General features: G+C 66.3%; 21 protein-coding genes and 1 riboswitch. Of the genes, 14 read left to right on the top strand and 7 right to left on the bottom strand.

The genetic code is table 11. From position 1 onward, the window contains the following. Window positions 1-339 precede the first annotated feature (339 nt). Window positions 340-1,959, bottom strand: a complete 1,620-nt coding sequence (locus ACPYOD_RS05870; RefSeq protein WP_481300798.1) for an MASE1 domain-containing sensor histidine kinase — start codon at window positions 1,957-1,959, stop codon at window positions 340-342. An 87-nt stretch (window positions 1,960-2,046) separates the two neighbouring features. Between ACPYOD_RS05870 and ACPYOD_RS05865 the strand changes: the two genes are divergently transcribed. Beyond that, a complete protein-coding gene (locus ACPYOD_RS05865; protein WP_481300797.1) occupies window positions 2,047-2,676 on the top strand; it encodes a response regulator in 630 nt (209 codons plus the stop codon). On the opposite strand, the gene recN is transcribed toward ACPYOD_RS05865, so the two are convergent. Continuing rightward, window positions 2,677-4,347 carry a DNA repair protein RecN gene (recN, locus tag ACPYOD_RS05860; protein WP_481300796.1) on the bottom strand — a complete coding sequence of 557 codons (1,671 nt, stop codon included), beginning with the start codon at window positions 4,345-4,347 and terminating at the stop codon, window positions 2,677-2,679. A 132-nt stretch (window positions 4,348-4,479) separates the two neighbouring features. Between recN and hrcA the strand changes: the two genes are divergently transcribed. From hrcA to dapB, 5 genes are all read left to right on the top strand, one after another. Further along, a complete protein-coding gene (gene hrcA / locus ACPYOD_RS05855) occupies window positions 4,480-5,541 on the top strand; it encodes a heat-inducible transcriptional repressor HrcA (RefSeq protein ID WP_481300795.1) in 1,062 nt (353 codons plus the stop codon). Window positions 5,542-5,628: 87 nt separating this feature from the next. Then, window positions 5,629-6,165, top strand: a complete 537-nt coding sequence (gene grpE / locus ACPYOD_RS05850; protein WP_481300794.1) for a nucleotide exchange factor GrpE — start codon at window positions 5,629-5,631, stop codon at window positions 6,163-6,165. Between the two features lie 130 nt (window positions 6,166-6,295). Continuing rightward, a complete protein-coding gene (gene dnaK, locus ACPYOD_RS05845) occupies window positions 6,296-8,221 on the top strand; it encodes a molecular chaperone DnaK (RefSeq protein ID WP_481300793.1) in 1,926 nt (641 codons plus the stop codon). 124 nt (window positions 8,222-8,345) lie between these two features. After that, window positions 8,346-9,476 carry a molecular chaperone DnaJ gene (dnaJ, locus tag ACPYOD_RS05840; protein WP_481300792.1) on the top strand — a complete coding sequence of 377 codons (1,131 nt, stop codon included), beginning with the start codon at window positions 8,346-8,348 and terminating at the stop codon, window positions 9,474-9,476. A gap of 142 nt (window positions 9,477-9,618) precedes the next feature. Beyond that, a complete protein-coding gene (gene dapB, locus ACPYOD_RS05835) occupies window positions 9,619-10,413 on the top strand; it encodes a 4-hydroxy-tetrahydrodipicolinate reductase (protein ID WP_481300791.1) in 795 nt (264 codons plus the stop codon). A gap of 12 nt (window positions 10,414-10,425) precedes the next feature. On the opposite strand, the gene ACPYOD_RS05830 is transcribed toward dapB, so the two are convergent. Further along, window positions 10,426-10,875 carry a hypothetical protein gene (locus ACPYOD_RS05830; RefSeq protein ID WP_481300790.1) on the bottom strand — a complete coding sequence of 150 codons (450 nt, stop codon included), beginning with the start codon at window positions 10,873-10,875 and terminating at the stop codon, window positions 10,426-10,428. A 192-nt stretch (window positions 10,876-11,067) separates the two neighbouring features. After that, window positions 11,068-11,183, top strand: a riboswitch (yybP-ykoY riboswitch). Between the two features lie 100 nt (window positions 11,184-11,283). Here ACPYOD_RS05830 and ACPYOD_RS05825 point away from each other — a divergent pair. Further along, window positions 11,284-12,291, top strand: a complete 1,008-nt coding sequence (locus ACPYOD_RS05825; protein ID WP_481300789.1) for a sodium:calcium antiporter — start codon at window positions 11,284-11,286, stop codon at window positions 12,289-12,291. 108 nt (window positions 12,292-12,399) lie between these two features. Here ACPYOD_RS05825 and ACPYOD_RS05820 read toward each other — a convergent pair whose 3' ends face one another. Then, window positions 12,400-13,083 carry a 2OG-Fe(II) oxygenase family protein gene (locus tag ACPYOD_RS05820; protein ID WP_481300788.1) on the bottom strand — a complete coding sequence of 228 codons (684 nt, stop codon included), beginning with the start codon at window positions 13,081-13,083 and terminating at the stop codon, window positions 12,400-12,402. Between the two features lie 216 nt (window positions 13,084-13,299). On the opposite strand from ACPYOD_RS05820, the gene carA reads away from it, so the two are divergent. Genes carA through greA form a run of 3 tightly spaced genes read left to right on the top strand, consistent with a single transcriptional unit; the run spans window position 13,300 to window position 18,199 of the window. Further along, complete coding sequence (carA, locus tag ACPYOD_RS05815; protein WP_481300787.1) at window positions 13,300-14,442, top strand: glutamine-hydrolyzing carbamoyl-phosphate synthase small subunit; 1,143 nt, start codon at window positions 13,300-13,302, stop codon at window positions 14,440-14,442. Window positions 14,443-14,492: 50 nt separating this feature from the next. Beyond that, window positions 14,493-17,720: a carbamoyl-phosphate synthase large subunit gene (carB, locus tag ACPYOD_RS05810; protein ID WP_481300786.1), complete on the top strand. Its 3,228-nt coding sequence runs from the start codon at window positions 14,493-14,495 to the stop codon at window positions 17,718-17,720. Beyond that, window positions 17,717-18,199, top strand: coding sequence for a transcription elongation factor GreA (greA, locus tag ACPYOD_RS05805; RefSeq protein WP_481300785.1), 483 nt, complete (start codon window positions 17,717-17,719; stop codon window positions 18,197-18,199). Before carB ends, greA begins: the two co-directional genes overlap by 4 nt. Window position 18,200: 1 nt before the next feature. On the opposite strand, the gene ACPYOD_RS05800 is transcribed toward greA, so the two are convergent. The 3 genes from ACPYOD_RS05800 to ACPYOD_RS05790 all read right to left on the bottom strand — a co-directional run bounded on the left by ACPYOD_RS05800 (window position 18,201) and on the right by ACPYOD_RS05790 (window position 20,096). Continuing rightward, window positions 18,201-19,088 (bottom strand): RNA polymerase sigma-70 factor, encoded by an 888-nt coding sequence (locus tag ACPYOD_RS05800; RefSeq protein ID WP_481300784.1) that lies wholly within the window; start codon window positions 19,086-19,088, stop codon window positions 18,201-18,203. Window positions 19,089-19,177: 89 nt separating this feature from the next. Further along, a complete protein-coding gene (locus tag ACPYOD_RS05795; RefSeq protein WP_481300783.1) occupies window positions 19,178-19,591 on the bottom strand; it encodes a cupin domain-containing protein in 414 nt (137 codons plus the stop codon). A 25-nt stretch (window positions 19,592-19,616) separates the two neighbouring features. Beyond that, on the bottom strand, window positions 19,617-20,096 hold the full coding sequence (locus tag ACPYOD_RS05790) for a carboxymuconolactone decarboxylase family protein (protein WP_481300782.1): 480 nt from the start codon (window positions 20,094-20,096) through the stop codon (window positions 19,617-19,619). Between the two features lie 104 nt (window positions 20,097-20,200). On the opposite strand from ACPYOD_RS05790, the gene ACPYOD_RS05785 reads away from it, so the two are divergent. From ACPYOD_RS05785 to ACPYOD_RS05770, 4 genes are all read left to right on the top strand, one after another. Next, window positions 20,201-20,521 carry a sigma factor-like helix-turn-helix DNA-binding protein gene (locus ACPYOD_RS05785; RefSeq protein ID WP_481300781.1) on the top strand — a complete coding sequence of 107 codons (321 nt, stop codon included), beginning with the start codon at window positions 20,201-20,203 and terminating at the stop codon, window positions 20,519-20,521. Beyond that, window positions 20,518-21,519: a LysR family transcriptional regulator gene (locus ACPYOD_RS05780; RefSeq protein ID WP_481300780.1), complete on the top strand. Its 1,002-nt coding sequence runs from the start codon at window positions 20,518-20,520 to the stop codon at window positions 21,517-21,519. The genes ACPYOD_RS05785 and ACPYOD_RS05780 overlap by 4 nt, the downstream gene beginning before the upstream one ends. A 72-nt stretch (window positions 21,520-21,591) precedes the next feature. After that, complete coding sequence (locus ACPYOD_RS05775) at window positions 21,592-22,362, top strand: SDR family oxidoreductase (protein ID WP_481300779.1); 771 nt, start codon at window positions 21,592-21,594, stop codon at window positions 22,360-22,362. A gap of 14 nt (window positions 22,363-22,376) precedes the next feature. Then, entirely contained in the window at window positions 22,377-22,871 is a 495-nt protein-coding gene (locus ACPYOD_RS05770) for an Ohr family peroxiredoxin (protein ID WP_481300778.1), read from the top strand. The last annotated feature ends 207 nt before the right edge of the window (window positions 22,872-23,078 follow it).

Genomic DNA, 23,078 nt, shown 5'->3' with positions numbered 1-23,078 from the left:
CCTTCGGGGGCCTTTTTCGTTGGTGAGGGGTGTCGTTCTGCAGGGTCTGGAGGCGCTGATCCCTGCCTTCGCAGGGATGAGGGTAGGGGAGGTAGGGATGACGTGAGGGGGCCCCAAATAAAAACGCCGCCGGTGGACTCCTGTCCACCGACGGCTTGATCCGGCGTTTTCATGGCTCGTGAAACGCGAGTTGCTCGCTGGTTCCACGGACCACCATGTCGCACCGGCGAGGCTGACATCCTGTCGCCTCATCAGGTCGATCGTCCCCACGACCGACCCGGGCTCGCCGTCTCTCGACGGCGGCTCCCCCACATCGATAATGGGATCGTAACGAACCGTTCACTGGCCGGGTATTGGAAAATTTCCTATGCCAGATCCGGCACTTGTGCTGCGAAGCAACACACGAAGGTGAAGTCCGACGGGTTCCGGGCGGATGCGGAAAAGCCCGCCGAGGGCGGTGATGCGGTCGCTCATGCCCTGCAGGCCGCGCCCGCCGCCGTCGCTGCGTTCCGGGCGAGGGTTGGACGAGAGTCCCGTGCCATTGTCCCGGATGTCGAGGATGGCGACCGGGCCGCTGTCGCGCACGCCGATACGCAGGCGTAGGGTCATGCGGCTGGCGCCGGAGTGGCGCACCACGTTGGTGGCGCTTTCCTGCACCACGCGATAGATCGCGGTGAGGGTGTCTTCATCCAGCAGGCGGGGTTCGCCGCGCAGGTCGGTGACGTAGGTGATGCCGGCCGCGGTGAGCATGTCGCGGATGGGACCCTCGTCCAGCGCGCGCAGCAGCCCGAACTCGTCCAGCACCGAGGGGCGCAGGCTGTCCAGCATCCGGTGCAGCGCCTTGCGCATGTGGCCGAGGATGCCGTTGATCGAAGCGCCGATGTCTTCCATGCCCGCGCTGCCCAGGCGGTTCTGCGCCAGTTTCAGGTGGGTCTGGATGGCGGTGAGGTTCTGGCCCAGCTCGTCGTGCAGCTCGGCCGCCATGTGCCGGCGCAGGCTTTCTTCGGCCTGGAGGTTGCCGCGGGCGGCGTCGCGCAGCTGCCGGGCCAGCTGGTCGAGGCGCTGGTTGGCGGCTGCCAGGTGGGTGTTCTGCTGGGCCACCCGCTCGCTGCTGCGGCGCAGGGCGTCGGTGGCGGCGCCCAGCATCAGGGTGCCGGTGCCCGCCACGGCGAGGAACAGGTGGGCGGCCGCGGTGGGCGCGCCGCGGCCGATCATGTCCTCGGTCACGTTGAGGCCCACGCTGGTGATCAGCATGGCCAGGCCGGCACCGCGCCAGCCGTGGCGGAAGGCGAAGAACAGCACGGGCGCCAGCGACAGCACCCGGGCGAACTGCGGCTGCGGCGAGTACTCCGCGAGCGTGATGAGGATCGCCAGCGAGGGCAGCATCACCAGGAGCCCGTCGAGCAAAAGCTCCGCCATGGCGGCTTGCGTGGGCCGTTCGCGGAACACGAGGATCATCGCCGGCACCATCAGCAGCACGCCGAGGTAGTTGCCGAGCAGGTCGCTGCCGAAGGTGGTCCCGAGCATTTCCACCGGAGCGGCGGGATGCATCGAGGCCATCATCGCGGCGTTGCCCGCCGTGGCCACCGTTGCGGTCACCATCGCGGACAGCAGCAGGCGGGCCACATCTTCCGGCGTGCCGAGGCTGGCGTGGAGGTGCGCCCTACGCAGCAGCCACAGGCACGCCGTCACCATCAGCGGCTCCGGCGCGTCGCCCAGCAGGAATCCGGCGCCCCCGATCGGAAGTCCGCTGCGCCACTCGCAAAATGCGCTGGCGACGATCTCGGCACCGAGGATCCACAGCCAGTTGCGGCTGCGCGTGAGCAGCAGGGCGCCGAAGCGCAGGCCGAAGGGCAGGACCCAGTAGGGCTGCTCGGTCGGCCAGAGCATCACCCAGGCGGCGGCGTAGGCCAGGGCGATGAGGGGGCCGGCGAAGCGGGAGGAGCCAGGTAAGCGCATCCCGGAATGGTACACGGCGGCTGCGCGCCGTCGGCGGGTTTCACGCACCCGTACGCACGCGTCGGGAGAGCCTGCTACATTCAACCCATGCCAAGAATCGTCCTAGTAGATGACCACGCCATCGTTCGCGAAGGTTTCAAGCGACTCATCGAGTTGGAACCCGACCTGGACGTCGTCGCCGAAGCACGCAACGCCGACGAAGCGGTGGAAGCGGTCACGCAGCATCGGCCCGACCTGGTCGCCGTCGATCTGTCGCTGCCCGACGGCAGCGGGCTGCCCCTGATCGAGCACCTGGCCAGCATCGCGCCCGACATGAAGATCGTGGTGCTGAGCATGCACGACGGCGAGCCGTACGTTTCGGAGGCCCTGCGTCGCGGTGCGCGCGGCTACGTCACGAAGGGTGTGGCACCGGAGGAACTGGTGGCCGCGGTGCGCTCGGTACTGGGCGGCGACCAGTACCTGAGTTCCGACCTGCGCGAGCGCCGCTCGGGCCGGCCGACGACCGACCTGGATCCGTTCAACCGACTCACCGCGCGCGAGCGCGAAGTCTTCCTGCTGCTGGCCATCGGCCGCGCGCCGAAGCAGGTGGCGGCGGAACTGGGCATCGGGCAGAAGACGATCTACATCCACCGCGCCGCGGTGATGAACAAGCTCAATGCAGGGTCGGAACTGGACCTGTACCGCATGGCGCAGGAGCGTGGCCTGATCCGCAGCTGATCAGCCCTGCGCGCGGTCCAGCATCTTCTTCGCGTGGGCGCGCGTTTCCTTCGTGATCTCCACGCCGCCGAGCATGCGGCTGAGTTCGTCGCGGCGGCCGGCGTCGTTGAGCGCGCGGATGCGGGTGCGGGTGGAGTCGCCGTCGCTTTCCTTCGCCACCTGCAGGTGCGAGTGGCCTTGCGCGGCTACCTGCGGCAGATGCGTGACGCAGAGCACCTGCACGCGCTCGCCGAGCGCGCGTAGCTTCTGGCCCACCACTTCCGCCACGGCGCCGCCGATGCCGGTGTCCACCTCGTCGAAGATCATGCAGCCGATGTTGTCGTTGCCCAGCGTGGCCACTTCGATGGCGAGGCTGATGCGCGCAAGCTCGCCGCCGGAAGCGACCTTGCGCAGCGGACGCGGCGGCTGGCCGGGGTTGGCGCTGACCAGGAGTTCGCAGCGCTCGCGGCCCTGCGGATCGGGGTCGTCGCCTTCGGCGGCTTCCAGCGACACCTCCAGGCGTCCGCCGGCCATGCCGAGTTCGCCCATGAGGGCGGCCACCGACGAGCCGAGTCGGTCCGCGGCGTCCGCGCGTGCCTTCGATAGCGCAGCGGCGGCCGTGTCGTATTCCTTGCGCAGACGGTCGCATTCGGCGGCCAGCCGGTCCAGCGCGTCGCCGGCGCCTTCGAGTTCGGCCAGGCGCTCGCGCACTTCGTCGGCCTTCGCGAACAGTTCCTCGATCGGCAGGCGATAGCGGCGGGACAGGTCGTGCAGGTGGGTGAGGTGGGTGTCCACCTCGGCCAGGCGTTCCGGGTCCAGTTCCACGTCCTGCGCGTAGCGGCCGAGGCCGTCGACGGCTTCGCCCACCTGGATCTGCGCGCTGTCCAGCAGCTCCAGCAGTGGCGCGAGGGTGCCGTCCAGTTCGGACAGGCGCGACAGTTCGGCATGCGCGCGGAGGAGGGCACGGCCGATGGCGAACTCGCTTTCACCGTCCAGCATCTCGACGATGCCGTTGGCGCCTTCGGCGAGGCGGCCCGCGTTGGCGAGGCGGCGGTGCTGCGTCTCCAGGTCTTCCAGTGCGGACGGCGCCAGGGCCCAGCGCTCCAGTTCGTCCAGTTCGTGGCGGAGCAGTTCGATCTGCCGTTCGCGGTCGTCGCCGCCGGAGAGGGCGCGGATGCGCGCCACGGCGTCGCGCCACGCGCGGGCAGTGTCGCGGACGCGCGCCAGCTTGTCTTCGTTGCCGGCATAGGCGTCGAGCAGGGCCATCTGGTGTTGCCGGGAAAGCAGGGCCTGGTGCTCGTGCTGGCCGTGGATCTCGACGATGAGTGCCGCCAGCGCCGACATCTGCGCGAGGCTGGCCGGGCGTCCGTTGATCCACCCGCGTGAGCTGCCCTCCGTGCGGATGACGCGGCGCAGCTGGCAGGTCTCGCCGTCGTCCAGTTCTTCCTGGCGCAGCCAGGCCAGCGCCTCGGGGAGCCCGGCCAGGTCGAATTCCGCGGCCAGTTCGGCACGGTCGCTACCGGCGCGCACCATGCCGCTGTCGGCGCGGGCGCCGGCCAGGAGCATCAGCGCGTCCACCAACAGCGACTTGCCCGCGCCGGTTTCGCCGCTGACCACGGTGAGGCCGGGACCGAACGCGACCTCGGCTTCTTCGACGACGGCGAACTGGCGGACGTAGAGCGAGGTGAGCATGGGACCCGGGTCGGCGGATGGAATCGCGCCGATTGTAGCGGGAGCGGCGTCGCAAGGGCCGAGACTTGCAAGCGAGAGGGCAAGACCTTATTGATAGCGGACGATCCAGCCCCTTTCCGACACGTCCAGCGCATGAATCCGTTTACCGGTCACGACATCGATGCTCGCGCGCGCCGGCTGCTGCGGACCCTCATATCCCAATACCTGTCGGACGGTGAGCCGGTCGGCTCGCGCACGCTGGCGAAGTCGTCGGGCCTGGAAGTCAGCCCGGCCACCATCCGCAACATCATGGCCGACCTGGAAGACGCCGGCCTGGTCGCGTCACCGCATACCTCGGCCGGCCGCGTGCCCACGCCGCGGGGCTTGCGTCTTTTCGTGGACAGCCTGCTCGAATTGAAGCCGCTGCCGCGCGACGAGATGGCGCGCCTGCAGGGCAGCCTGCCGCCACACCAGACCACCACGCGCGACCTGCTGGGCAACGTCTCGAACCTGCTTTCCGCCATGACCCGCTTCGCCGGCGTGGTCACCGTGCCGCGCCAGGGCGACTTCCCGCTGCGCCACATCGACTTCGTATCGCTGCCCGACGCGCGGGTGCTGGTCATCCTGGTGTTCTCCGACAATCAGGTCCAGAACCGGGTGGTGCAGCTTGCCCGCCCGCTCGACGCCAGCGAGCTGGAGCAGGCGGCCAACTACCTCAACGCCCAGTTCGCGGGCTTCCGCCTGGCGGACATCCGGGCGCACCTCGCCTCGGAACTGCGCGAGGCCGGGGGCGAACTCAACCGGATGCTGGCTGCCGCGGTGGAACTGGCCACGGCCTCGTTCGCGCACGACGAGGACGCCGACGACGTCCTGGTCAGCGGCCAGACCAACCTCATGGGCTATTCCGAGCTGGCCGACATCGACCGGCTCCGCGAGCTGTTCGACGCCTTCCAGCAGAAGCGCGACCTGCTCCAGTTGATGGAAATGTGCGTCCAGGCCCCCGGCGTCCGCCTCTTCATCGGCGAGGAGTCCGGCTTCTCGGCCCTGGACGGCTGCAGCATCGTCACCGCCACCTACGGCACCGGCGGCCGCATGCTCGGCGCGATCGGAGTTATTGGACCGACGCGTATGGCATATGAGCGGGTGATTCCGGTGGTGCAGGCCACTGCCGGATTGCTCAGCGACGCCTTGAATCGCGCCGCGGCGACCTCATAAACCGCCCCGGGAGGCGGGTTTACTATTTCCCGCGGATGTTCGGTCCCCTCCTGGAGGCGGGCCGGTAAGCTGACATTTGGAGCAAGCATGCAGAACAACGATCCCCATGCGCCGGATCAGGTGCAGGATGGCGGTGCGGCGGACGGCGGCGTGAACGCCGACCTCGACGCACTTACCGCGAAGCTGGGCGCCCTCGAATCGGAACTGGCCGGGGCGCGCGAGACGGTCCTGCGCGAGCGGGCGGAGATCGAGAACCAGCGCCGCCGTCTTCAGCGCGACCTGGAACAGGCGCGCCGTTTCGCCAACGAGAAACTGCTGGGCGACCTGCTTCCGGTGTACGACGGCATCGTGCTCGGCCTCACGAACGACTCCGCCGACGCGAAGACGTTGCGCGAGGGCCTCGAGCTGACGCTGAAGCAGCTGGAGAAGGTCACGCAGTCGAACGGCCTGACCGTCATCGATCCCCTCCACCAGCCCTTCAATCCGGAGCACCACCAGGCGATCAGTTCGGTCGAGTCGAACGAACACGCGCCGGGCACGGTGGTGGCGGTGGTCCAGAAAGGTTTCGTGCTCAACGATCGTCTGTTGCGTCCGGCGCTCGTCGCCGTGGTGCGCGACAACTGAACAAAGCCCCATGTGGCGCGGGTTCGCGGCACTTGGGGAGTCTCACCAGGCATTGAATCGATGGGGCCGGTCCCCACTTTCACAAACAGTCGCGGCCGCGGGGGCCGCTTAGAAATACGGAGCAACTTCAATGGCCAAGATCATCGGCATCGACCTCGGTACGACCAACTCCTGCGTGGCAGTGATGGAAGGTTCGACCGCACGCGTCATCGAGAACGCGGAGGGCGATCGCACCACGCCGTCCATCGTCGCGTTCACCAAGGACAATGAGGTTCTGGTCGGCGCGCCGGCCAAGCGCCAGAGCGTCACGAATCCGAAGAACACGTTCTACGCGGTGAAGCGCCTCATCGGCCGCAAGTTCACCGACGCGGAAGTGCAGAAGGACATCAAGATCGTGCCCTACGGCATCGTGGCGCACGAGAACGGCGACGCCTGGGTGCAGACGGCCGATGGCAAGAAGATGGCCCCGCAGGAAGTCTCCGCGAAGGTCCTCATGAAGATGAAGAAGACCGCCGAGGACTTCCTGGGCGAGCCGGTCACCGAAGCGGTCATCACGGTGCCGGCGTACTTCAACGACAGCCAGCGCCAGGCCACCAAGGACGCCGGCAAGATCGCCGGTCTCGACGTCAAGCGCATCATCAACGAGCCGACCGCGGCCGCACTGGCCTACGGCCTCGACAAGACCGCCTCGGGCGACCGCAAGATCGCCGTGTACGACCTCGGTGGCGGCACCTTCGACGTGTCGATCATCGAGATCGCCAACGTCGACGGCGAGAAGCAGTTCGAAGTGCTGGCCACGAATGGCGACACCTTCCTCGGTGGCGAAGACTTCGACAACCGCGTCATCGACTACCTGGTCGACGAGTTCAAGAAGGAGCAGGGCATCGACCTGCGCCAGGACCAGCTCGCGCTGCAGCGTCTGAAGGACGCCGCCGAGCGCGCGAAGATCGAGCTTTCCTCGTCGCACCAGACCGACGTGAACCTGCCGTACGTCACGGCCGATGCGTCCGGTCCGAAGCACCTCAACATCAAGCTGACCCGCGCCAAGCTCGAGTCGCTGGTGGAAGACCTGGTCAAGCGCACCATCGAGCCGTGCCGCACCGCGCTCAACGACGCCGGCCTGCGCGTGTCCGACATCAATGAGGTCATCCTCGTCGGTGGCCAGACCCGCATGCCCAAGGTGCAGGAAGCCGTGAAGGACTTCTTCGGCAAGGAAGCGCGCAAGGACGTCAACCCGGATGAAGCCGTCGCCGTCGGCGCCGCCATCCAGGGCGGCGTGCTGGGCGGTTCCGTCAAGGACGTGCTGCTGCTCGACGTCACCCCGCTGTCGCTCGGCATCGAGACGATGGGCGGCGTGATGACCAAGCTCATCGAGAAGAACACCACGGTGCCCACCAAGGCCTCGCAGGTGTTCTCCACGGCCGACGACAACCAGACCGCCGTCACCGTGCACGTGCTGCAGGGCGAACGCGAGCGCGCCAACGCCAACAAGTCGCTCGGCAAGTTCGACCTGCAGGGCATTCGCCCGGCGCCGCGCGGCACGCCGCAGATCGAAGTCACCTTCGACATCGACGCCAACGGCATCCTGCACGTGTCGGCGAAGGACAAGGACACCGGCAAGGAGCAGAAGATCGAGATCAAGGCCGGCTCGGGCCTCTCGGACGAAGAGATCCAGCGCATGGTGGCCGACGCCGAAGCCAACCGCGAGGAAGACAAGAAGTTCCACGAGCTGGTGCAGGTGCGTAACAAGGCCGACCAGCTGGTGCACGCCACGCGCAGCCAGCTGAAGGAGCATGGTGGCAAGGTGCCGGCCGAGCAGCTGGCCAGCATCGACGCCGCGGTGTCCGAGCTCGAGAAGGTGAAGGACGGCGACGACAAGAACGCCATCGAGGGGAAGATCACCAACCTCGAGCAGGTGGCGCAGTCGCTGTACGCCGCGGCGCAGTCCGGTGGTTCGCAGGACACGTCGCAGCAGTCGGCGCCGGGCGGCGGTTCGGCCCAGCCGGACGACGTGGTCGATGCCGAGTTCACCGAAGTCAAGGACGACAAGAAGTAAGTCGTCTGAACGAGCGACGTGCCGCGGCGAGGGGTTGCGGCACGTCTTCAACGGTTGACAGGAACGATCGCGCCGAGGGGCAACCCATCGGCGCGTTCGTCCGTCCAGGGAAAGCAAGCGGGCAATGAGCAGCAAGCGCGACTACTACGAAATCCTCGGTGTGGAACGCACCGTGACGGAGGGCGACCTCAAGAAGACCTTTCGTCGCGTCGCGATGAAGTACCACCCCGATCGCAATCCCGACGATCCGGAAGCGATCGAGAAATTCAAGGAAGCGAAGGAAGCCTACGACATCCTCTCCGACGCGCAGAAGCGCGCGGCCTACGACCAGTACGGTCATGCGGCCTTCGAGGGTGGCGGGTTCGGTCGCGGCAATGGCGCCGGCTTCGGCGACGTGGGCGACATCTTCGGTGACATTTTCGGCGACATCTTCGGCGGTGGCGGCGGACGCCAGCGCGCGCGCCGCGGTGCCGACCTGCGCTACATGATGGACCTCGACCTCGAGGAAGCCGTGTTCGGCGTCGAGAAGAAGATCGAGGTGCCTACCCAGGTCAATTGCCACCACTGCAACGGCACGGGCTCGGAAGACGGCAAGGTATCGACGTGCAGCACCTGCGCCGGCCATGGCCGCGTGCGCATGCAGAACGGCATTTTCTCAATCCAGCAGGCCTGCCCGACCTGCCACGGCTCCGGCCAGAAGATCGACAAGCCTTGCAAGAAGTGCCACGGCGACGGCCGCCTGGAAGAAGAGCGCACGCTGTCGGTGCGCATTCCGGCGGGCGTGGACAATGGCGACCGCATCCGCCTCACGGGGCAGGGTGAAGCCGGCCCGGCGGGTGCGCCGGCGGGCGACCTCTACGTGGAAGTGCGCGTGCGCGAGCATGCCATCTTCCAGCGCGACGGCTCCGACCTGTATTGCGAAATGCCCATCCGCTTCGCGCAGGCCGCATTGGGTACCGAGTTGATGGTGCCGACGCTGGAAGGCGAAGTGCCGGTGAACGTGCCGCCGGAAACGCAGACGGGCCAGCAATTCCGCCTGCGCGGCCGCGGCGTCAAGTCGGTACGCGGCGGCCGCACCGGCGACCTCATCTGCACGGTCGTCGTGGAAACCCCGGTACGCCTCACGAAGGAACAGCGCGACCTGCTGCTGCAGCTCGAAGCCACGTTCGTCGGGGAGGAAGCCGCCAAGCACACGCCGCGCTCCACCACGTTCATCGATGGCGTGAAGGACTTCTGGTCTCGGGTCACTTCATGATCCTTGTGGGAGCCGGCTATGCCGGCGATCCCGCGGCAGCGGGCCAGCTAGTCGCGAGCACCCATCGCCGCTGAAGCGGCTCCCACATTGCTCCGCAGTAGTCTAGGATTCGCCGTTTCAGAAGCCCTTGAAGGTTCAGCCCATGTCTCGTCCAGTCCGTCTCGCGATCAGCGGCGCCTCCGGGCGTATGGGGCTCGCACTGTTGACCCTCGTGCGCGACGACGAACGTTTCGAACTCGTCCGTGCCGTGGTTTCGTCGTCGTCCGCCTGGCTGGGCAAGTCGGTGTACGGTGACGTTTCGCCCGTCCGATTTGGCGACTGGTCGGGCGAAGGCGATGTCGACGTAGTGGTCGACTTCAGTGGTCCCGAGGGACTGATCGCGTCGCTGGATCATTGCGAGGCGAGTGGTGCCGCGCTGGTCACGGGAACCACTGGCTTGTCGCCCGCCGTCGAGGAGCGTCTCGCCAAGGCGACGGAGCGCATCGCCGTATTACGCGCGGCGAACTTCAGCCTGGGCGTCGCCGTGCTCACCCGCCTGCTGCGCGAAGCGGCCGCGGCGTTGCCGGGATGGGATCTGGATATCGTCGAGGCGCATCACAGCCGCAAGGAAGACGCCCCCTCGGGAACCGCGCTGGCCCTCGGCCATGCGGCCGCGGAAGGTCGCGGCGCGACATTGGAAGACCTGGCTGTCTATGCCCGCGAAGGCCGGCCGGGCGCGCGCAAGGCCGGCACGATCGGCTTTGCCGTAGTTCGCGGTGGCGACATCGTGGGCGAACACCAGGCGCTGCTTATGGGGCAGGGCGAACGTATCGAACTGGGCCATCGCGCCACGGACCGGTCGATCTTTGCCCGTGGCGCGGTGGAAGCCGCAATCTGGATCTCCGGGCGTGCGCCGGGCGCGTGGACGCTCGAGGATGTGATCGCGGCGAAGGTCTGAGTCGGTGTATTCCTAGCGGATCGTGAGTTTCGCCGCCCAGGTGACGCCGGGCGAGCGCTGCGCGGGTTCGGCCACACAGTGGGCCCGGGTTGTCAGGGGGCTCGCGAGATAGGAAACGGGGCGCGGCGAAGGCTGCGGGCGCGAGGCGGGGGTGTCGAGGGCCGCGATCATGCATTCCTTTCCATTCGAGGCGCCGAACGTTACCGTCGGGGTGCGAAGGGGAACCGGTCGCACATAAAGATGCTCACTCTGCCCGGGAGCGATGACGATTCCGGGAATGAGTTGACTGCCGTTGCTGTCCGCGAAGATGTCAGAGATGTGGTCTGTCCGGAACAGGTGCATTTCCGCGTCCGTGAGATTGACGATCTCGATCGATCCCATCTCGGGGGCATCGGTCGTGCTGGCAAACGCCGGTGAGGTCAGGGCGCAGAGCAGCAAAGTACACAAAGCGGGGTGTCGCATTCGAGGAGTTCCTTTTTCTCGGGGGAGGGCGCGCGCCGAATTTCGTTCGTCGCGTCAAGGGCTATTCTCCGAGGGCGAGCCCGTCAGGCGCAGTCAGCTTTAACTGACAATCCTCGGACGCATCGCCCTGGAAGCGATGTAGGTGATTCGCCACGCGTTGTTTCCGAATCTAGAACTCGTGTTAACATTTCGACCGAAGTCATTGGGGAGTAGCCATCCTCGTTCCCCCTGAGGAGTTCGCGTCAACAGACTTGGCGGTTTAACGACCCCATGGCGCGAACGGCAGCGGAGCGCACAAGCGCGCCGCCGGCCCGGCGAGACCTTTGGCCATCGACATGCTCACCCGGGCCGGGCGAGCCGTGTCGTTGCGCCATCGGTTCCGCGCGCTCGCCCGGCCTTGTATGAAACATGCTCCTTACCTGTTTCCTGTTCCTGGTATCGGCCGGGGCCATCTATTTCGCCTGCGAGTACTTCGTCAACGGCGTCGAATGGTTTGGGCGCAAGCTCAACCTCGGCTCGACCACGACGGGTACGGTGCTGGCCGCGTTCGGCACGGCGTTGCCGGAAAGCGCGGTGACCTTCGTCGCGGTCGTCTTCGGCAAGACCCCGGAAGCCAGGGACATCGGCGTGGGCGCGGCCCTGGGCGGGCCCCTCGTGCTGGCCACCATCGCCTACGCAGTGGTCGGATTCGCTTTATATGCCGGTCGCAAGCGACTGAAGCGCAACGATTTACGGGTGCGCGTGGACAACCGGCGCCTGGCCCGGGACCAGTCCTGGTTCCTGGCGATCTTCCTCGTGAAGATCGGCCTGGGGCTCGTCGCGTTCGCGTGGAAGCCGTGGCTCGGTGTGCTCTTCCTGGCCGCCTACGCCTTCTATGTCTGGCGAGAGATGCGCGACGACACGAGTGGGCCGGAGGACGAGGAGCTGGAACCGCTCACCTTCCGCCGCAACGATCCCGATCCGGCCATGGGCTGGGTGGTGATGCAGACGGGTCTGGCTCTTGTCGTGATCGCCGTGGCCTCGCGCACGTTCGTCTGGCAACTCGAGTCGTTGGGCGCGTTCCTGCACCTGTCGCCACACCTCGTCGCCCTCGTGCTGAGCCCCGTCGCCACCGAACTGCCGGAGACGGTCAACGCACTGATCTGGGTCAGGCAAGGCAAGGAACGGCTGGCGTTGGCGAACATCTCGGGCGCCATGATGATCCAGGCCACCATTCCGAGTTCATTCGCCTTGTTCGCCACCCCATGGCTGTTCGATACCCCGCTGATCGTGGCCGGCGCGATCACGGTCGTGGCGGTGGTGGCCTTGTGGGCGATGTTCCGCCGGGGAGCCGTCGAGGCGCGCTGGCTGATGCCGATCGGGGCGCTCTACGGTGTTTTCGCCGTGTTCGTGGGCTGGTATTTCGGGGCCCACTGACCATAGCGCGGCGCCCTTGTGGGAGCCGCTTCAGCGGCGATGGGGGCCGCGGCGAGCCTGCCCGCTGCTGCGGGATTGCCGGCATAGCCGGCTCCCACAAGGTCGGCCTCAGTCCGGGTGCGAAGCGCTGCGGTCGCGGTCGGCGCCCACCTTCCGGTCCAGCTTGCCGAAGATCTTCTTGAAGGCTCGGGAGAACTTGCCGCGCTTTGTCTTGCGGGCCTTTTCCTCTTCCGATGTAAGCCAGGCCACCTGGATGACCCGGCGCTCACCCTCGTAGGGCAGGTGGCCGTGGAACGAGTTCTCGGCGCGGCGGAACACGGCGAACTCGCCGTAGAGCGGCTTCAACTCCGGCGCAACGACATCGTCGATGTCATTGATGGAACGAAGGAAACGCAGGCAGCCGTCGCTGGTGTCCGGCCACATCGGGTTGAGGTAGATCAGCGCCGTGGCGATCTTCGACTTGCTGTCGGTGTGGATCGTGCCGTGACGGCGGTTCAGCAGGCGGCACAAGGTGACCAGGGTGGGGTAATTCTCCAGCCCCTCGATGCCCAGGTGCCTGCCGATGGCCGCGGAGAATTCCCGCGAGGTCATCTGCGCCACGAGCTCGTTCACCGACGGGCCGCAGTCGCTGGCGTCGTACGGAAAGAACCCCGCGCTGCCGTACTGGGGGAAATCGCGGTCGAGGTCGCCCCGGGCCTCGTCCGGAAGCTGCCCGTGCGCGATCATGAACGAGAACGGCTCGTGCCTGATGTCAGTGTCGGGACGTTCCAGGCGAGCGGGGTCGAGCAGCATGCGATCGGTTCTCGGGTAGGTACCTCGGACGCCATTGTATCGTGACGGAGCGGGTTCCCAGGGGCATTTTCCTACGCGTTCAGACATCGTTTCCGGTGGACAGAAAGCCGCCTGTCATCTATCATTCTTTCCCGCCCAACGATTCCTTTTCCCCAAGGCCCACGAGCCGCTTCAAGCAGGCTTGCGGGCTTTGCTGCACCCGAAGGCGGCCATCCCATGCGTACTCCTGCTCTGCTTGCTCTCGAAGACGGCAGCATTTTTCACGGCCACGCCGTTGGTGCCCGCGGTGAGACGGTTGGCGAGGTGGTGTTCAACACCGCCATGACCGGTTACCAGGAAATCCTGACCGACCCGTCGTACTCCCGACAGATCGTCACCCTCACGTACCCGCACATCGGCAACACCGGTACCAACGACGTCGACGTCGAAGCCGACCGCGTTCACGCGGCCGGCCTCATCGTGCGCGACGTGCCGCGCCTGGCCAGCAACTGGCGCAGTGTGGAACCGCTGCCGCATTACCTCGAACGCCATGGCATCGTCGCCATCGCGGGCATCGACACGCGCCGCCTCACCCGCATCCTTCGCGAGAAGGGCGCGCTGAACGGATGCATCGTCGCCGGCGACGCGATCGACGCCGACGCCGCGGTGGCGAAAGCGAAGGCCTTCCCTGGCCTCAACGGCATGGATCTGGCCAAGGTGGTCAGCACCACGAAAACCTACCAGTGGAGCGAGGGCGTCTACGACCTCGATAAACAGGCCTTCTACAACGCGCCGAAGAAGTTCAAGGTGGTGGCGTACGACTACGGCGTGAAGCAGAACATCCTGCGCCTGCTCGCCAGTCGCGGCGTCGACATCACGGTGGTCCCGGCGCAGACGCCCGCCGCCGAGGTGCTCGCCATGAACCCCGACGGCATCTTCCTCGCCAACGGTCCGGGCGATCCGGCCGCCTGCGACTACGCCATCGCATCCACGAAGCAGATCCTCGACACGAAGATCCCCACCTTCGGCATCTGCCTCGGCCACCAGATCATGGCGCTGGCCGTTGGCGCGAAGACGCTGAAGATGAAGTTCGGCCACCACGGCGCGAACCACCCCGTGAAGGACCACGACACGGGCCGCGTGCTGATCAGCTCGCAGAACCACGGCTTCGCCGTGGATCCCGACACGCTGCCGGCCAACGTCCGCGTCACCCACACCTCGCTGTTCGACGGCTCGCTGCAGGGCTTCGCCCTGACCGACCGCCCGGCGTTCTGCTTCCAGGGCCATCCGGAAGCCAGCCCGGGACCGGAAGACGTCGGCTATCTGTTCGACACGTTCATTGCCGCGATGGAAGCGCACAAGGCGAAGAAGGCGTCCTGACGCCCCGCTTACCGCCGTCCTCCCACGCCATCGATTTGCGAGAGAAAAGCATGCCAAAGCGCAGCGACATCAAGACCATCCTCGTCATCGGCGCCGGCCCGATCGTCATCGGCCAGGCCTGCGAGTTCGACTACTCCGGTGCCCAGGCCTGCAAGGCGCTGAAAGAAGAGGGTTACCGCGTCGTCCTGGTGAATTCGAACCCGGCGACGATCATGACCGACCCGGAAACGGCCGACGCCGTCTACATCGAGCCGATCAACTGGCAGACCGTGGAGCGCATCATCGCCAAGGAGCGCCCCGATGCGGTGCTGCCGACGATGGGCGGCCAGACGGGCCTCAACTGCGCCCTCGACCTCGCCGACAATGGCGTGCTCGAGAAGTACGACGTGGAGCTGATCGGTGCGTCGCGCGAGGCCATCCGCATGGCCGAAGATCGCGACCTCTTCCGCAAGGCCATGGCCGACATCGGCCTGGAATGCCCGAAGGCGGAAGTGGCGCGCTCGATGGAGCAGGCGCTCGAGATCCAGACCACCGTGGGCTTTCCCACCATCATCCGCCCGAGCTTCACGCTCGGCGGTTCCGGTGGCGGCATCGCCTACAACAAGGAAGAGTTCATCGAGATCGTCGGCCGCGGCCTCGAGCTCTCGCCCGTGCACGAAGTGCTGGTCGAGGAATCGGTGCTGGGGTGGAAAGAGTTCGAGATGGAAGTGGTTCGCGACAAGGCGGACAACTGCATCATCGTGTGCTCGATCGAGAACTTCGACCCGATGGGCGTGCACACCGGCGATTCCATCACCGTCGCGCCGGCGCAGACGCTCACCGACAAGGAATACCAGCGCCTGCGCAATGCCTCCATCGCGGTGCTGCGCAAGATCGGCGTGGACACCGGCGGCTCGAACGTGCAGTTCGGCATCAACGCCGAAGACGGCCGTGTGGTCGTCATCGAGATGAACCCGCGCGTGTCGCGTTCCTCGGCGCTGGCCTCCAAGGCCACCGGCTTCCCGATCGCCAAGGTCGCCGCCAAGCTGGCCGTCGGCTACACCCTCGACGAGCTGAAGAACGACATCACGGGCGGCCTCACGCCTGCGTCGTTCGAGCCGTCCATCGACTACGTCGTCACCAAGATCCCGCGCTTCGCCTTCGAGAAGTTCCCGGCGGCCGACGCGCGCCTCACCACGCAGATGAAGTCGGTGGGCGAGGTGATGGCCATGGGCCGCACCTTCCACGAGTCGATGCAGAAGGCCCTGCGCGGTCTTGAGATCGGTAAGACCGGCTTGAACCCCACCGGCCTGGACATCGGCAGCGAGGAAGGTTTCCTGACGCTTAAGCGCGAACTGCGCGAGCCGCGTCCGGATCGCGTCTTCCACGTGGCGGACGCCTTCCGTGCCGGCCTGTCGCTGGAAGAAGTACACGACCTCACCCGCATCGATCCGTGGTTCCTCGCGGCGTTCGAGGACATCGTGATGACCGAGGGAGAAGTGCAGCGCCAGGGCCTCACGGCGCTGGACGAGCCGCGCATGCGCGAACTGAAGCGCATGGGCTTCTCCGACGCGCGTCTCGCCGAGCTGGTCGGCACCGACGAAGGCGCCGTGCGCCACCTGCGCCGCACCCTCGGCGTGCGTCCGGTGTACAAGCGCGTGGATTCCTGCGCGGCCGAATTCGCCACCACCACGGCGTACATGTACTCCACCTATGAGGAGGAGTGCGAAGCCAACCCGACGAACCGTGACAAGATCATCGTGCTCGGCGGTGGCCCGAACCGCATCGGCCAGGGTATCGAGTTCGACTACTGCTGCGTGCACGCGGCCCTCGCCCTGCGCGAGGATGGTTTCGAAACCATCATGGTCAACTGCAATCCGGAAACCGTCTCCACCGACTACGACACCTCCGACCGCCTGTACTTCGAGCCGCTCACGCTCGAAGACGTGCTGGAGATCGTCGATCTCGAGAAGCCGAAGGGCGTCATCGTGCAGTACGGCGGCCAGACCCCGCTGAAGCTCGCGCGCGCCCTCGAAGCGGCGGGCGTGCCGGTCATCGGCACCAGCGCCGACTCGATCGACCTCGCCGAGGACCGCGAGCGTTTCCAGAAGATGATCCAGAAGCTCGGCCTGAAGCAGCCGCCGAACCGCACCGCGCGCAATGCCGACGAGGCGCTGGCGCTGGCGCGCGAGATCGGCTATCCGCTGGTGGTGCGTCCCAGCTACGTGCTGGGCGGCCGCGCCATGGAAATCGTCTACGCCGACGCCGACCTGTCGCGCTACATCCGCGAGGCGGTGCAGGTGTCGAACGAATCGCCCGTGCTGCTCGACCGCTTCCTCGACCACGCGGTGGAAGTGGACGTGGACATCGTCGCGGACGCCGAAGGCAACGTGCTGGTGGGCGGCATCATGGAGCACATCGAGGAGGCCGGCGTGCATTCCGGCGACTCGTCGTGTTCGCTGCCGCCTTATTCGCTCAGCGCCGAAGTGCAGGATGAAATGCGCCGCCAGGTGAAGATGATGGCGCAGGAGCTGAAGGTCATCGGCCTCATGAACACGCAGTTCGCCATCCAGGGCGACGACGTGTTCATCCTCGAGGTGAACCCGCGCGCCTCGCGTACGGTGCCGTTCGTGTGCAAGGCCACCGGCATGTCGCTGGCGAAGATCGCCGCGCGCGCCATGGCGGGCCGTACGCTCGTCGAGCAGGGCGCGACGAAGGAAATCATTCCGTCGTACTACTCGGTGAAGGAAGCCATCTTCCCGTTCCTGAAGTTCCAGAACGTCGACCCGATCCTCGGCCCCGAGATGCGTTCCACCGGCGAGGTGATGGGCGTTGGCCGCAGCTTCGGCGCCGCGTTCGCGCGTGGCCATGAGGCCGCCGGCATCAAGGCGCCGCCGAAGGGCAAGGTGTTCATGTCGGTGCGCGATGCCGACAAGGATCGCCTGCTGCCCATCGCACAGGACGTGGCCGCGCGCGGCTACGTCATCGTGGCCACCTCGGGCACCGCGAAGTTCCTGCAGGACAACGGCGTGGCATGCGAGCGCATCAACAAGGTGCTCGAGGGCCGGCCGCACATCGTCGACCTGATCAAGAACGGCGAGGTGGTCTATATCGTCAACACGACGGAAGGCAAGCAGGCCATTTCCGACTCGTTCTCGATCCGCCGCGAAGCGCTGCAGCAGCGCGTCACGTATTCCACGACCGTCGCAGGCGCGCGTGCCCTGGTGCATTCGCTCGACTTCCACGCCGATGGCGAAGTCAACAGCCTGCAGGACCTGCACAAGGAGTTGAAGGCATGAGCAGTACGCGTCCTCCCCTGACCCAGAAGGGTGCCGACCGCCTGCGCGACGAGCTCGAGTACCTGAAGCGCGTGAAGCGCCCGGAAATCGTCGCCGCGGTAGCGGAAGCGCGCGCGCACGGCGACCTGAAGGAGAACGCCGAGTATCACGCCGCCCGCGAGATGCACGGCTTCAACGAAGGTCGCATCGCCGAGCTGGAGGCCGCGCTGTCGAATTCGGAAGTGATCGACACCGAGCGCCTCAGCGTGGGCAAGCGCATCGTCTTCGGCGCGATCGTGGACCTGGTCGACCTGGATTCGGATGCCCAGGTCACCTACCAGATCGTCGGCGACCTCGAGGCCGACATCAAGCAGAACCTCATTGCCGTGTCTTCGCCGATCGCCCGTGCACTGATCGGCAAGAGTGAAGGCGACGAGTTCGACTTCACGGCGCCGAACGGTGTGAAGACCTACGAGATTACCGGCGTCCGCTACAGCTGACTTAGGCTCGGAAACCCTGCATTCCACGCACGATCCGGGCGAGCTTGTCCGGATTGCGCTGCACGTGGATGCTTAGGATCTTCTCGCCGTCCGTGACATAGGTCTGCGCCGACTCCAGGTCGCCGTCGATATAGCGAAGCAGCGACCATTCGCCATTGATGCGCGCAAGGCGTACCTGCACACCGTCGCCGTAACGCAGGTACGCGGCGAAGAACAGCTGGGCGATCCGCTGGCCGCCGAGCATCGGCTTCGGGAACGTGCTGACCTTCCCGCCGCCATCGCCCTGGAGGTCGGCATCCACCGCCAGCAAAGACCGTAACGTCTGGAAGTCGCCGCGCATCATGGCGTCGGCGAAGCGCCGCATCAGCCCCAGGTGGGTGTCGTGCGGCACGGTCTGGCGAGGACGTTCGTCGCGAAGCTGGTCCTTCGCACGATGCACCAGCTGGCGGCACGCCGCCTCGCTCTTGCCCAGGGCGTCGGCGATTTCAGGGTAGTCCGCATCCAGCACCTCGCGGAGGATGAACGCGGCGCGCGCTTCCGGGGACAGGCGTTCCAGCAGCAGGAGGAACGCGACGGACACATCGCCCGCGAGTTCCTGCAATTCTTCTGGCGAGGTGCCCTCGTCGGTGAGGATCGGCTCGGGAAGCCAGATGCCCACGTAGTCCTCGCGCCGCGCCTTGGCGGCGCGCAGCCGGTCGATGGCGCGCCGTGTCGTGGCGGCCACCAGCCAGGCTTCCGGATTGTCGATGGCGCCGTGTTCGGCGCCGTTCCAGCTCAGCCAGATGTCCTGGACCACATCCTCCGACTCCGCCACCGAGCCAAGCATGCGATAGGCGATCCCATGCAGGCGCGGTCGCAGGGCGGAGAAAGTGGCGGTAGCTTCGTTCATACCCATCCAGACGATTCTGCCTGCGCGTTTGTGACGCGTCTTGTCAAAATCATCCCAGGCGCAACCTTTGCGCCTTCATGGAATTGCCGTCAGTGCACCGGCATCACCAGTGGCTTGCCCTGGTCCTTCAGGATGAACACCACGAACCGGGCGGGCTCGGTCTTGCTGGCATTGCGGCCCACGGTATGGATGTCGTCGGGACCTTCATAGAAGGTGTCGCCGGCCTTCAACGTCTGCTCCGGCTTGCCCTTGACGCCCATCACGATGTTGCCCTGGATCACGTACAGCATGGCGTGGGCGTCGTGGCGGTGTACGTGCTCGATGGCGCCGGGCGGGTAGTCCACGGAGATCATGGTGATCTCCTTCCCGGGGTTGTCCTTCAAGGCCTTGGTCATGAGGCCCTTGACGTCCGGCTGCGGGGCGCCGTCCGCGGGGTCCTTCTGGGCGAGGGCGAGTGCCGGGGCGAAGGCGAGGAGGAGGGCGAGCATCTTTGCGATACGCATGGTGGAATCCTCTGTGGGGTAGGGCTCAGGAGAGGCCGGCCTTGTCCAGGCCCCAGGCTTTGTCGAACCCGCCCGGCGTCGGAACGAAGGCCACATTGGCGCGATTCCATGCGTTGATGACCATGATCTGGAAGGTCAGGTCGGACAGCTCCTTCTCGGAAAACTGGCCGCGGACGCGCTCGTAGAGTTCGTCGGGAATGCCGTGTTCGGGAATCCTGGTGAGCGCTTCGGTCCAGGCAAGCGCGGCGCGTTCGCGCGGTTCGAACAGGGGCGACTCGCGCCAGATGGCCACGTGATACAGCCGCAACTCGCGCTCGCCGTGGATCTTCGCTTCCTTGCTGTGCATGTCGACGCAGAACGCGCAGCCGTTGATCTGGGAGGCGCGGATGTTCACGAGGTCGTGGATCGTGTCGCCCAAGGTCGACTTCTTGTAGAGGGCGCTGAGCTCCATGAGCTTCTTCACCATGTCCGGGGACTGCTGCATGTAATCGAGGCGCTGCGTCATGGGGTGGAACCTCTGTGGGAGATGACAAGAGGCTATGGCCGTGTCGCCGGCGGGAGTAGGTCCGCGGCCGTGACCACGGTGTTGTCCGTCACACACCAATCGCGATGTCACAGACGGTCGAGCCGCCACGTCTGTGGAATATGGACCCCTGCATTTCCGTCTACGAAAGTTTGCGCAGACAGCTATCGACGCGGCAGCCGCTCGATGCCGTGTTCAACGGGCTGCTGGACGCGCTTGAAGCCCTGCCCGCGGATGCACGCGTGGTCTTCCTGATGAGCGACATCTTCGAAGCCGGCATCGACGAGGTGGCCCTCCTGCTGCGCCGCGACGCGGTTGCCTGCCGCGAATTGCTCAACCTTGCACGCTCTTACATACAGGCGACCCGCACATGCCGGGCGCCGATTCGAAACGAGGATCTGCCATGAATTCCCTTTCGCCGTCGGCTTGCGGAGGCGCGGATGCGCTCGCCACCTCGTTCTCGGCAAGCTATGCGGGCGTGATCGCCTTCATCGCCGTGGTGAACGAAGGCAGTTTCGCCCGGGCCGCGGATCGCCTGGGCATCGGCCGGTCGGCGGTCAGCCGCAGTGTGCAGAAGCTGGAGCAGCAGGTCGGCGCCCGTCTTTTCTCACGCACCACGCGCAGCACGGCGCTCACCCGCGAAGGAGAAATCTTCTTCGAGAACTGCCACCCCGGCGTGGAAAAGATTGCCCAGGCGCTGGACGACATGCGCGAACTGCGTAGTGGCCCGCCACGAGGCCAACTGCGGATCGGTGCCCCGGTAGGATTCGGCCGCAAGATCGTCGCACCGTTGTTGAACCGCTTCCGGGAGAATTACCCCGACATCGCGATCGACCTGCTGCTCGACGACCGCCCGTTCGACTTCACGGCCGACCGTGTCGACGTCGCCTTCCGCAACGGACGCATGGAAGACAGCCAGATCGTCGCGCGGCAGGTCGTGCCGATGCAGATGTTCGTCTGCGCCACGCCCGGTTACCTGCGCGACCACGGTGTGCCCGAGAGCGTGGAGGCACTCGCCCGGCACAACGGCATCCATTATCGGGCGGGTTCCGGCCGCATCGACGAGTGGGAGTTCAAGGTCGACGGCCGTCTGCGCAAGGCCCTGCCTCCGGGCATGGAAGTGTTCAACGACGCGGAACTCGTGTTGCAGGCGGTGCTCGACGGGCGCGGCATCGCCCAGCTGGCGGGCTACCAGGTGTGCGAGCACCTGAAATCCGGCCGCCTGGTGGCGTGCCTTGGGCAATACGCACCCGACGATCACGGGCACTACGTGTGCTACCAGAGCCGCCGGCAACTGCCTGCACGCATTCGTGTGTTCATCGACTTCATCGTCGGTGCCATTCGTGCCCTGGACCTCGAATGCGGCAGCACGTTGCCCATTGGTGCCCCGGCGGCAACACCGTGATACCGCCGACGGCGCTACCGGGTGCCGGCCGCCGAACCTACGATCAATCAACGTCAAACAAAGGTCATGACCATGAAAATCCTCGTCATCGGCGGCACCGGCCTCATCGGTAGCAAGGTCGTCGAGCGCCTGCGCGCAAAGGGACACGAAGCCATTGCCGCGTCCCCGTCATCGGGGGTGAACACGTTGACCGGCGAAGGGCTCGACGCCGCGATGGTGGGCGTCGACACCGTGCTGGACCTGGCGAACTCGCCCGTTTTCGTCGGGCCGCAGGTGCTGGAATTCTTCGAGACGGCGGGCCGCCATATCGTCGCCGCGGAAAAGCGGGCCGGCGTCACCCATCATGTGGCGCTGTCCGTGGTCGGTGCCGACAGGCTGCCCGATAGCGAATACCTGCGCGCAAAAGTGGCGCAGGAAAACATCATTGCGCATGCCGGCATCCCGTACACGATCGTCCGCTCGACACAGTTCTTCGAATTCCTGGGCGGTATCGCGCAGTCTGCCGCCGCGAGCGACACCATCACGCTTCCCACCGCTTACATCCAGCCGATCGCGTCCGACGACGTGGCCGATGCCGTCACCGCGAGGACGCTCGGTGCGCCGGTGAACGGCATCGTGGAAATCGGTGGGCCCGCGAAGTTCCCGATGGCCGACCTCGTCGCCCGTTTCCTTACGATCGTCAAGGATCCGCACAAGGTGGTGGGTGACGCGAACGCTCCCTACTTCGGGGCGCGGCTCGACGAAGGCTCCCTGGTTGCCGGCCGTGATGCACACCTGGGCACGATCGACTTCCCGACCTGGCTCAAGACGTCGAAGTACGCCCAATACGCTTCGGCGGCTTGAGAGCGGGCACGTCCATGGCCAAACCGACGCCGCCCCCGGTGTCCTTGCTCGACAGGTACAACGGGGCGGAATTCGCCCCGCTGTACACGGGCACCGTTCGCGTCACCGGCGGCGAGGCTTCGCACGGTCGCGCTTCCGGTATCGCCCAGTCGACCGACGGATGGCTCGACATCGCTCTCCGTTTGCCGCCCGAGCTGGGCGGCCCGGGCGGTGGAAGCAATCCCGAGCAACTCTTCGCCGCCGGATTCGCCGCCTGCTTCCACGGTGCCTTGTGCCTCCTGGCAACGCGCGAACGGATACCGATCCCCGATGCCGCCGTCACCGCCGCGGTCACCTTCGGCCGCGATCCGATGGACGGCTTGTTCACCCTCGTGGCGCACGTCGCCATCGCGCTGCCTGGAGTCCCCCGCGCCCTCGCGGAAGGGCTCGTCCGCAACACCGAACGCCTGTGTCCCTACGCCAAGATGGCGCGCCAGGGCATCGAGTGCGTGGTGAGGCTGGAGGACTGATCCCCAGACCAAGATCAAGATGGGGCGATGAACTGGCACTCGCCCTGCGGAAGGCGGCCGCGCTGATCTGACCTCAGCCCTGTCTCGTTTCCGGAACCTGTCACGCCAGGTATCTGATCTGCGTCGCATTCCCTTCGGCTGGTCCGGTTGGCCTACTACTCGGAGCCCGCGCGGAGGACTATGATCCGCTCGCGAGTGGCCTCGAGG

This window comes from Luteibacter sp. HAY1-4A, from assembly GCF_056755355.1.
This window is presented reverse-complemented; position numbering and strand designations above follow the sequence as displayed.